The organism is Kitasatospora sp. NPDC057542, from assembly GCF_042801945.1.
In the GTDB taxonomy this organism is placed as follows: Bacteria; Actinomycetota; Actinomycetes; order Streptomycetales; family Streptomycetaceae; genus Kitasatospora.
The window spans coordinates 1-10,628 of sequence record NZ_JBHVFE010000317.1; the positions used below are offsets into that span (position 1 = coordinate 1).

A 10,628-nucleotide genomic window follows, 5' to 3' on the forward strand; every position below is an offset into this window, starting at 1 on the left:
CGTCAAAAGGGGCCCCGGCCGACGAACCCGGCCATCACGCCATCGGACGCTCTCGCGGCGGGCTGACCACCAAGATCCACCTCGCCGGGCACCTCGCCGGGCATTGCCGCGGCCGGCGCGACCCGCTCGCCCACCGCCGGCTCGGGCAGCGCCTCGGCGAACGGGCTGCCCGTGACGACACCGGCGCCGAGGTCGTACGCCGGCCCCTCGTCCGGCTGCCCCTCGCCACCCGGGACGTCACATCGCTTCCGTGGCACCCCCGACCAGCGCGTCACCGAGCGCGGTGCGGCGATACAGCACCGCGCGGCCGGAGCGCGCCCGGGCCAGCAAGCCGGACGCCCGCAGGACGGCAAGGTGGTCGCCGACCGCGCCGGGAGCCATGCCGAGGCTGCGGGCGAGCTGACTGGTGCTGGCGGGCGTCCCCAACTCCGCCAGCAGTCGCGCCCGGGAGCGCCCGAGCAGGGCGGCCAGCGCGGCCTGCGCGTCCGGGCCGGGCGCGGCCCGCTCCCAGAGCGTCGAGGTGCCGCGCGCCAGATAGACCAGCGCCTTCGGCCAGGGCTCGTCGTAGAACGCCGCCACGCCCGGCCAGACCAGCACCGAGGGGACCATCAGCAATCCCTCCCCCGAGAGGTCGACCACCGCGTTCTCGGAGTGCAACGGCACCTGGAGGCTGAGCCCGCTCCACACCAGTCCCCGGTCCAGCCCCTCGATCGCCTCCCGCCAGCCGCGCTCGCCGATCACGCCGACGCGGTGCACCACGTCGCGCTCGCAGATCGCCCGCAGCTGCGACCAGTCGGGCGCCATCAGGTCGTTCCAGGCGCGATCGAGGGCGTCGCCGATCAGGTCGACCACCTCGTCCGAATCCAGCAGCGCGCGCACCCGCGGGTCGCGGACCGGCGCCCGGCGTCCCAGCCGGTCGATCTCGTCCCGGGCGACGGAGAGCGGGGTGGCCCGGATGGCCGCCAGGTCGTCGGCCCAGGTCTGAGCGAGCCCGCGAGGCGGCGGGGCAACGAAGTTGGCGCCCGAAGAGCTGGTCTGCAGGGCCAGCACGGCGTCCAGCGCAGTCTCGCGGCGAAGGCGCGCGAAGCCGGGCGCGAGACGCGCGGCCCACCCGCCCGGCAGCGGTGCGCCCATGCCGCACAGGCGGCGTAGCAGGCCACAGAGCTCAAAGGCCGGCGAGAGCGCGAAGCGGCTGCGCAGCAGATCCTCGGCGGTGGCGGTGTAGCGGAGCACGCCTCAAAGGTAGACCGCGCCCGCAAGACCTTACGTGCTGGGGCGAATCATTCGCGGCGCACCGGCCCTTGGCACGACGCTGCTTCGCATGACGACCGCTCCCCCCTGTTCCCCGGCGCAGTCGGCCGCCGCGCGACGTACGACCTACCGCGAGGTGCTGGCCGAGCCGCGCTTCCGGCTGCTCTTCGTGACCCGCGTGGTCGGCGTGACGGCCGGCTCGTTGCGGATCACCACCTTCTCCGTGCTGGTCTTCACGGGTACCGGCTCCGCGTTGCTCAGTGCCCTCGCCTTCGGAGCGGGTTTCCTCCCGCAGCTGTTCGGCTCGCTGCTCTTCGGCTCACTGGCCGACCGTCTGCCGCCCCGGGCGCTGATCGTCGGCGGCTTCCTGGTGGAGGGTGCGGCGGCGGCGCTGCTCGCCCTCGTCCGGTTGCCGACGGCGGCCGGCCTGGCTCTGGTCGCCCTCGTCGCGCTCGCCACGCCGGTGTTCAGCGGCGCCTCGGCCCGGCTGGTGGCCCGCTGGCTGAGTGGTGACGCATACGTGCTCGGACGCTCCCTCAACAACCTGGCCTCCAGTGGCGCGCAGCTGTTCGGCCTGGCGCTCGGCGGCGCGGTCGTCGAGGCCCTGGGCCCGCGGCAGGCGCTGGCGATCGGCGCGGCGCTGAACCTGGTGTGCGCGGCGGCCGTCCGGCTGCGGATGCCACGTGTCCCTGTCGAGCGGGAGGAAAGGGGCGATGCGAGCGGCCACACGGGTGGCGGCGCCGTGCGGAACAGTCTGCGCGGCGGCACCACCCTGCTGCGCGACCGCGCGGTACGCCGGCTGCTGCTCGCCCAGTGGCTGCCGAGCGCGTTCGTCGCGGGCGCGGAGGGACTGATCGTCGCTTACACGGGTGCACACGGCTTCCCCGCCGGCTCCTACGCCATACTGCTGGCCGGCCTGCCGGTCGGCATGCTCGTGGGCGACCTGCTGGTCGGCCGCCTGCTCCGGCCGTCGACGCGGGAGCGCTTGGTGGTGCCGCTGATCGCGCTGATGGGCGTGCCACTGATCGGCTTCGCCGCGGAACCGGGCCGCTTGCTCGCGGCAGTACTGCTGCTCTGCAGCGGCTGCGGCTTCGCCTATGGCCTGGGCCTGCAACGGGAGTTCCTGGCGGCCCTCCCCGAGCGCGGCCAAGGCCAGGCCTTCGGCCTGCTCGGCTCAGGCCACATGACACTGCAGGGCGTCGGCCCCGTCTGCTTCGGTGCGATCACCGCGGCGAGCGGCACGGGCGGCGCGATGGCCCTGGCAGGCGTCGGCTCGCTGCTCACCGCCGCCTGGGTCCTCACCTGGCGGCGCGCCAGACCCACAGCGGGCCCGACCGTGTGAAGCCCGCGTTCGACGGCGGCGAGGTCCGAAGCCTCGTCGTAGCCGATGACCATCAGCCAGTGACGCCGTCGGTGAGCTCGCGAACGATGTCCAGGTGGCCTGCGTGACGGGCGTACTCCTGGAGGACATGGAACAGGATCCAACCCAGGGTGGGCCGCGGGGTGCCGTCGTCAGGGAAGCGGCCTCCGGGCTCGGCGACGGTGGACAGGGGCGTACCCGACACGATGGCTCGGGTGTGCTTGCCGCCCGCGTGCAGTGCGGCGAGAAGTTCGGCGGCTGTTTCCTGGGGTCCGACGTACCAGCGGTCCGCCGGACCACGGTCGCCCCAGGGCGCTGAGACCTGTTCGGCCCGGAAGCCCCAGCGCAGCCAGCGCTGCTCCATGTGGACGAGGTGCTTCAGCAATTCGAGCATGGTCCATCCGGAAGGGAGCCGGCTGATGCGCAGCTCCGTGTCGGACATTCCCTCGGTCTTGGCGCTGATCACGGATCGGTAGTGGTCGAGGTAGTCCAGCAACAGCGTGCTGGGGTCGGAGAGTTGCTGGTCGGGCTCGGGGAGGGAGAGAGTCATGGGCCAAGTCTGCCACTCTGAACTCGAGATGCAGGCCGCCGTCACGACAGCAGCCATGGCTGTGATCGTCCCATCTCGGTGCGGGGCCGGCCGCAGGTCTTTTCACCCCCACTCCGACCTGTCAGCCAGGCGGCGGTACCACCAGAACTCCGTGCGCCACTGGCGCCGGTGCGCGAACGGGTCAGGGAGGGTACGGCGCAAGAACACCGTATCCAGAGGCCTCACAAGCCGGCCGAGCTCGGCACGCGCCTGTTCCGGCAGTCTCTCCAGGACTTCCTCCAGCACGTCACGCGCGTGCCTGACGTCGTCGAAGGAACACCCCGAGCACGAGCAATGCGATTCCTGCGGGTACAGCGGACGCCTTCCCGGCGGATGCAGGAATTCGCGGTATCGCCGCAATGCCCGGTCAGTGGCACCCAGGTGTAGGTAGAAGCTGACGCTCAGGTACTCGACCCGGTGCACAGCCAGGCTCGTCCCGGCGGAGAGTCCGTGAATCCGGAGCGGCGGGGTCGGCCCCCAGACGCGGGAGACCGGTCGTTCGGCGCGCAGCGCGCGTGGCCGCCTACGCGGCATCGGCCTTTCGACACGTGATCACGGGAGCCATGGTGCCAGGCAGGGCTGCTCTGCCGCATCCGGTTTCCCTCCGGGACCGCCCACGCAGGGGGGAGGTCTCAAACCACCGCAGGCTGCTCCGGTGAAGGGCCGGGGCGGTGGCCGCGATGTATCTGGAGCGGTGGGTGCAACAGCCACTCAAGCCTGACGGCTGGACGATGGGAGCCGTGTGAGCCGAGAGGCTCCCGCACGGTTCTGTGAGCGGCGGCGGGTGCGATTCCCGCCGCCGACTCACCTCGTCGTCCTGGTCGGAGGGGCCAGGCAGGACACCGAGGCACTGCGCGAGGGGATCGCCCCAGGTCCTCGCACCGATGGGGTTGCGGCTCTCGGAAGCCAAGACCCAACCGGTGTACCTGAGCGAGGGGTTCGACTTCCTGGGGTTCCACATCCAGTGGCGCGGCAAGCGCGGAACGGACAAGTGGTACGTCCACACCTTCATCGGTCCGCGTCCGAGGACGCTCCCGCCGCCGAATCCCAGTGACCGCACCGTGCTGCTACAAGCCCGGCGAGAGAAGCCGAATGATCTGCCGGCCCCTTCCACCACCCGCTCAAAGGAGCCCGCAAGAGCTTCGCCTGGACCGACTATCGCGACCTCGCCGTCCGCGCGCACATCCAGCTCGGCGGCCCGATCGTCCTGGTAGGGGACAACCTCAACACTCACCTCACGGTTGGCATGAAGCAGTACACCGCCGAGCACGACTGGCTCACCGTCTTCCAACTATCCTCCTGCGCACCGGACCTCAACCCGGTCGAAGGCCTCTGGTCGCTCCTGCGACGCGGCCCGATGGCGGACACCGCCTTCACCGACTCCGACCACCTCACCCGCACCCTTTGCCGAGGCCTACGACACATCCAGCTCCGGCCCGCCCTCATCGAGGAATGCCTGGCGGCACCAGCCTGTCACTCACTCCACCGACCCCGCCCTGAATACCTCAGTAACTCACTGCTGTTGTCGGCTAGCTCACGAAATACCCGTCGCTGCCCGATCTGCGGCACCTTCTCCATGTCGAACATCCACGCCGTGATCATCCACCACGGCAACACCGACGCGAAATCCACCACCGCACCTGACCGTTTTCCTCCTCACGCAAGTTGCTTCACCTGGCACAGCGCTCCCTGCCAGGGTGAGCAGCCAGAAGTGCATTCCTTACGAAGAAGGGCGGACCCCTTGTTCAACCGACGAAAAGGATCCGTGCTCGCCGTGGCGGCGGTCACGGCGGCACTCGGTCTCGTACCGGTCGGCACCGCTCAAGCGGCGGCCTGCAATTGGCAGCAGACGGCCTGGGAACTGCCGGCCGGCACGACCAAGGGCTCGCTGTCCGCGACCGACGGCGGCCGGTACGGGGTCGGCATCACCGCAACGCGCTCCACCACCTGGCCTTACGGTTACAAGGACAAGCGCGGGACGCTGTGGGACAACGGGAAGGTCGTGCTGCGGCTCCCCGTGGACGGGCCCAACGTGTCGGACGTCAACGCGTCCGGCCTGATCGTGGGCAACACCTTCACCAACAACAAGTCCACGGCCGTGACCATCAGCCGCACCGGGACGACGACCACGCTGCCGTCCAACCCGGCCTGGGGCGGCGCGAGGGCCAGCGTGATCAACAACGCCGGTGACATCGCCGGGACCGCCCAGGTCGGCACGAAGAACATCCTGGTGGTATGGCCCGCGAGCGCACCGGGGACGTACCGCGAACTGCCTCTCCCCGCATCCGTCTTCCTGACTCCCCGCGACATCGACGAGCAGGGCCGGATCATCGGGACCAACGACTCGGGTGGCTTCGTCACGGACCTCAACGGTGTGTGGCACACGCTGGCCACGAAAGGCCCCAACACCGACGTCACTCCGTGGGCGATCCGGGACGGGCGCATCGTCGGCGGCGTGATCAACGACACGAGCTACGCCGCAGTCGAATGGAACACCCAGGGTTCGGTGGTCCGGACCATCACCGATGGCGCCCTGGAGGGCAGGGCCATCGGCGGCAACGGAACCGTGGGCGGCATCGCGTACGTCGGGTCGACCACACACCCTGTCCTGTGGCGCGACGGCGTGGTCTCGGACTCGTTGTCCGCGGTCTCGAACCTGTTCTCGATCGTTGCGATCAGCGCCGACGAGAAGACCCTCATCGGGAGCGACCCCGACCAGCCCGTGCAGTACACCTGCTCCTGACACCGCGTGGGCTCGCCCGCCACGATCCCCGGGTCCACCCCGGCCCCTCCCCGGAGTGGAACACGCGGGTGACGCGGCCGACGGGCGCCGGTGAACCCAGCAGTACCGGAAGCAGCCCCGGGTCCTCACCCGGGGCTGCTTTCCGTCGCTCCGCGTCCAGCAATCGGCACGACAGCGCACGACCGAACGCGGCGCCGCCGAGGGCGGCCTCGATAGGAGCACGCACTCGAATCCGGAATTCCGGTCCCGTCGCCGACGCAACAACGAGCACTAACTCGCTGCTGTTGTCAGCTACCTCACGAAATACCCGCTGCTGCCCGATCTGCGACACCTTCTCCATGCCGCACATCCATGTCTTGATGATCCACAACAGCAATACCAGCCCGAACTCCGCCACCGCACCCGACCGTCTTCCTCCTCACACAAGTTGCTTCACCCTGGCACGGCGCTCCCTGCCAGGGTGAGCACCGGTGAGGGGCGCGCATCGAGGGTCTGGCCCACGCCGGTGGCCTCCATCTGGCGCAGGACACCGGCGACGGTTTCGCCGCACTCCACCGGCGGCGCTCCGCCCGCGGCAGTGGGAGTCAGGCGAAGGTTCGGCGCAGATGCGCCGTCAGGCGTTCCGGTACGGCCGGGTGGAAGCGTCCGGAGAGATAGCCGTCCGGGCGGATCAGGAGGGCCTCGCCGTCACGCGGCGCATAGGCGTCGCGGAACTCGCCCGCCGCGTCGCGCACCCGCGGCGGGCGCAGGCCGACCGGGCGGGCGTCCTGCGGTACCTCTGCGGCGGTGACCAGATAGGCGTCGATCAGGCCGTGGGCGGCGTGCTGCGCCGCGGCGGCGCAGGCCTCGAGCCGGGCGGCGCCGCTGCCGGAGGCGTGCTCCGAGCCCGCGAACAGCAGCAGCACGTGCCGCGGGGTGCGCAGCAGGTCGAACAGCCGTCGCGGGTAGGTGGCGAGGTCGCTCAGCAGGCCGCGGCAGTCCGGTGCCCGGTCGCCGGGGGCGGGACCGGCCGTGGGTGTGCCGTCCGCCGCCTGCGGCTGGATCAACGGGCTGTCCGGGTAGGCGACCAGCAACTGGGCCTGGCGCCGCAGCAGCATCTCGGCGTCGTCCCCGTTGCTGCTGAGGCCGGAGCGGGCATGGCTGACGGTTCGGGCCTGGCTGACGGTGCGGGCATGGCGGACGGTGCGGTCGACCACCTCCTGCGCGACCGGGTGGCGTTCGGCGTGATAGCTCTCCAGCACGTCGTCCGTGGCCAGACCGCGGACGGCCAGGGCCAGCTTCCAGGCGAGGTTGTGGGCGTCCTGCACGCCGGTGTTCAGACCCTGCCCGCCGATCGGCGGGTGGATGTGCGCGGCGTCCCCGGCGACGAAGAGGCGGCCGTTCCGGTAGCGGTCCACCAGGCGGTGGTTGGTCCGGTAGGTGGAGGACCAGCGCAGCGTGGAGGCGGTCGTCGGCTCCGGGGACAGCCGGTCGAGCACGGCCTGGATGTGCCGGAGGTCCGGTCCGTGGCCATTCTCCAGGCCGAGGACGGTCCCGTCCGGCGCGTTCGAGCCGTCTTCGCCCCAGGCTTGGGCGCGGGGGCGCAGCATCGACAGCCAGTACCGCCGAACGCCCGGCATCGGAATGCAGACGAGCATGTCGTCCATCGCACCGTTCGTGTCCAGGTTCACGGCCCGCATGCTGTAGCCGGCGGGCAGTTCCCAGTCGAGCTCGACGTCGCCGATCATGTACTGCTCGGGGAAGGCGTCGCCTTCGAAGGTCAGCCCGGCCGCCTTGCGGACCAGGCTGTGCGCGCCGTCGCAGCCCACGACGTAGCGGGCGTGCAGACGTTCGATCCGGCCGTCGGCGTGCGCGAGGACGGCCTCGACCTCGTCCGGGCGCATCTCCACCGAGCGGAGCTCGGTCTGCCGCTCCACCTCCGTGCCGAAGCGCGCGAGATGCTCGGCGAGCAGCCGCTCGGTCGTGCACTGGGGCAGCGTGGCGAAGGGATAGGGGATCTCGGGCGGCAGAGTCAGCTCGACCGGGGGGCCCGACTTGCCGTCGATGAAGACCAGCTGGCCCAGGTGCGGCACCGCGTCGTCCAACACCCCGTGGACCAGGCCCATGGCGTCCCACACCTCCAGCGTGCGGGGCAGGACACCGATGGCCTTGGCATAGGGTTGCGGGACGGCCAGCCGATCGACGATGCGGCAGTCCACGCCGTGCCGCCGCAGCTCGGCCGCCGCCGTCAGGCCCACCGGGCCCGCTCCCACCACGAGTACGTCGACATCGGCCATGATCAGGCTCCTTCGTCGTCCGGATTGGTTGCCGAGCCAGTGTGCTTCACCAGGGTGCGCCGACCCGGCAGGGTTGAGGTTGCCCCGTTGTGCGGTGGTTGCTGATTTGCTGGTCAGGGCAGGTTGACGTGGTTTCAGGTTCACTGATTCGGCCGTTGCCGGGTTGGCGTAGTGCTTTTCCTCGAACTCGATGGGGCCGGGGGTAGCCACGGCATCACACCCTCCACGTGATGGTCGGCGTGTGATCTTCAGCGGTTCGGCATTGTTGTCCACTGCGGCCAGGGTGGTCCGGCTTTCGGGGCCATGGACGGTGGCTTCCCGGGGCGTCGAATATCGGGAGCGTCGGACTGGTCGGCTGCGGCAGGATGGTGCGGTGAGCCTCTTGCGTCGATGTCAGCAGCCCGTCCCACACCGCGACGCGGGCGCGGACGTCCTGAGGTGTCACCAGGCAGCGGCGCCCTTCCCGCCCGTCGGGGGGCAGTGAATGCTGCCCTACGTCTACCGGGTCACGAAGTACGATCCCGCTGACCGCGACGAGCACGGACGCTATGTCGGGGCGGAGGAATCGGTCAGCGACCACGGACCGGTTGAGACCGCCTACCTTCAGGCAGCCGCCGCCTTTGCCGAGGACACCGGGGTCCAGCTCCTGTCCGTCCGCGAGCCTCAGATCGCGCCCGGTTTCACGCAATTCGGCCTGGAACCGGCAGTCGAGGGTCACGGTCTTGCGGGACTCTTCCCGCCCGACCTCGGCGGTTACCACGACGGGCAGGTCGGGCAGCCCAAACGGGGCCGGCGCCGGGACATGTCGGTGACCGAGCGGGTGCTGTTCTCTCTGGTTGCGAAACGGGCCCTGGCTCCGTCGTCGAAGCTGGCCGCCGCGGACTGGGTCACGTACGACGTGCATGTCGAGGGCCTGCCGGCCACCGACGACGACGCCTGCTACCGGGCGATGGACTGGCTCCACGAGGTGACCGACGACCTGGAGAAGCGGGTGTTCGACGAGGTCGCGAACCTCCTCAACCTCGAGGTCGACCTGCTGTTCTTCGACACCACCAGCACCTACTTCGAGCTGGAGGAGGCCGACGAACCCGCTGCCCGCGACGGCAGGGGCCGCCTCCTGGCGGACGACCGCCCAACCGCCGAAGAGGACGGCGAGTGCGCGGAGCAGGCCGGGTTCCGTACCTTCGGCAAGTCGAAGGACTCCCGCGACGACCTGCCGCAGATCGTGATCGGGATGGCCGTCACGAGGGACGGGATCCCGGTCCGTGTCTGGTCCTGGCCCGGTAACACCGGTGACCAGAAGCTGATCCGGCAGGTCAAGGACGACATGCGGGACTGGACCCTGAGCAAGATCGTGTGGGTCACCGGCCGGGGATTCTCCAGCGAACGCAACCGCCGCTACCTCCGCCAGGGCGACCACGCCTACATCGTCGGCGAGAAACTCCGCTCCGGCAGCCCGGAGGTGAAGGCCGCCCTGTCCCGCCAGGGCCGCTACAGCGAGATCGCCGGGAACATGCGGGTCAAGGAGGTGCGGATCTCCGACACCGAACGGTTCGTGATCTGCCACAACCCCGAAGCCGCCACCCGTGACCAGCACATACGCGAACAGCTCGTCTCCCAGCTCACGATCCTGATAGAAGGCACCGACAAGCTCAGCGACTTCAAGCGCGGCGAGCTCCGCGGCAAGCTCGCCGACAAGCCCGGCCTCAACCGCTACCTCCGCACCACCCCGGCCGGCAAGCTCCGCATCGACACCGCGAAGATCAAGACCGAGGAGAACCTCGACGGCAAGTACCTGCTGCGATGCTCCGACCCGCATCTGTCGGCCGAGGACATCGCCCTCGGTTACAAGCAACTCCTCGAAGTCGAGCGGGGCTGGCGGGACATGAAACAGATCATCGACCTGCGGCCCGTCTATCACCGGCTCGAGGAGCGCATACGCGCACACGTCGTCCTCTGCTGGCTCGCCCTGCTGCTGATCCGCATCATCGAGACCACCACGGACGAGACCTGGACGACCATCCGCCGCGAGCTCGACCGGCTCCAGCTCGGCACATTCACCGGCCCTACCGGCCTGTTCCGACAGGTCACCACCCTCACCAAGCCCCAGACCGACCTCCTGGCCAAGCTCGGCATCCCCACACCGAAGCAGATCACCGCCCTCGAACCCGCACCCCGCTGACCAGCACGAACACCAGCGCCTAGAGAAACGACTCTCAGGCGCCCTCACCCATGTCCGCCCAGGTCAGACCCCGGATTCGTGACTCTAGGCCGCTGAATTACGCGGAACGCAGGTGCAGGTTGTAGATGACGTGGGTCTATCAGGAATTAGGTGTGGTTCGTCTGATTGGCTTACAGGTTCTTCGGTGGGCTGATCGGCCTACACTCGTCCGGCGGTAAGGCGGCCGT

At 69.9% G+C, this 10,628-nt stretch carries 7 protein-coding genes; 3 read left to right on the plus strand and 4 right to left on the minus strand.

Translation table 11 applies throughout. The annotated features are described in order from the left end of the window. Window positions 1-2: 2 nt before the first annotated feature. Together ACFU7Y_RS30675 and ACFU7Y_RS30680 are read right to left on the minus strand one after the other, a co-directional pair. Window positions 3-257 carry a hypothetical protein gene (locus ACFU7Y_RS30675; RefSeq protein ID WP_380770354.1) on the minus strand — a complete coding sequence of 85 codons (255 nt, stop codon included), beginning with the start codon at window positions 255-257 and terminating at the stop codon, window positions 3-5. Beyond that, window positions 238-1,233, minus strand: a complete 996-nt coding sequence (locus ACFU7Y_RS30680) for an ArsR/SmtB family transcription factor (protein ID WP_380770355.1) — start codon at window positions 1,231-1,233, stop codon at window positions 238-240. Before ACFU7Y_RS30680 ends, ACFU7Y_RS30675 begins: the two co-directional genes overlap by 20 nt. Before the next feature lie 88 nt (window positions 1,234-1,321). Here ACFU7Y_RS30680 and ACFU7Y_RS30685 point away from each other — a divergent pair, with 88 nt between their 5' ends. Next, the gene (locus ACFU7Y_RS30685) at window positions 1,322-2,593 is read left to right on the plus strand and encodes an MFS transporter (RefSeq protein WP_380770356.1); all 1,272 of its coding nucleotides are present in this window, start codon (window positions 1,322-1,324) and stop codon (window positions 2,591-2,593) included. 52 nt (window positions 2,594-2,645) lie between these two features. Here ACFU7Y_RS30685 and ACFU7Y_RS30690 read toward each other — a convergent pair whose 3' ends face one another. Continuing rightward, window positions 2,646-3,161 (minus strand): DinB family protein, encoded by a 516-nt coding sequence (locus ACFU7Y_RS30690; RefSeq protein ID WP_380770357.1) that lies wholly within the window; start codon window positions 3,159-3,161, stop codon window positions 2,646-2,648. 1,285 nt (window positions 3,162-4,446) lie between these two features. Between ACFU7Y_RS30690 and ACFU7Y_RS30695 the strand changes: the two genes are divergently transcribed. Beyond that, window positions 4,447-5,943, plus strand: a complete 1,497-nt coding sequence (locus tag ACFU7Y_RS30695) for a hypothetical protein (protein ID WP_380770358.1) — start codon at window positions 4,447-4,449, stop codon at window positions 5,941-5,943. A gap of 584 nt (window positions 5,944-6,527) precedes the next feature. Here the strand turns inward: ACFU7Y_RS30695 and ACFU7Y_RS30700 are convergent. After that, window positions 6,528-8,219: an FAD-dependent monooxygenase gene (locus ACFU7Y_RS30700; protein WP_380770359.1), complete on the minus strand. Its 1,692-nt coding sequence runs from the start codon at window positions 8,217-8,219 to the stop codon at window positions 6,528-6,530. A gap of 484 nt (window positions 8,220-8,703) precedes the next feature. On the opposite strand from ACFU7Y_RS30700, the gene ACFU7Y_RS30705 reads away from it, so the two are divergent. Further along, entirely contained in the window at window positions 8,704-10,401 is a 1,698-nt protein-coding gene (locus tag ACFU7Y_RS30705) for an IS1634 family transposase (protein WP_224274821.1), read from the plus strand. The last annotated feature ends 227 nt before the right edge of the window (window positions 10,402-10,628 follow it).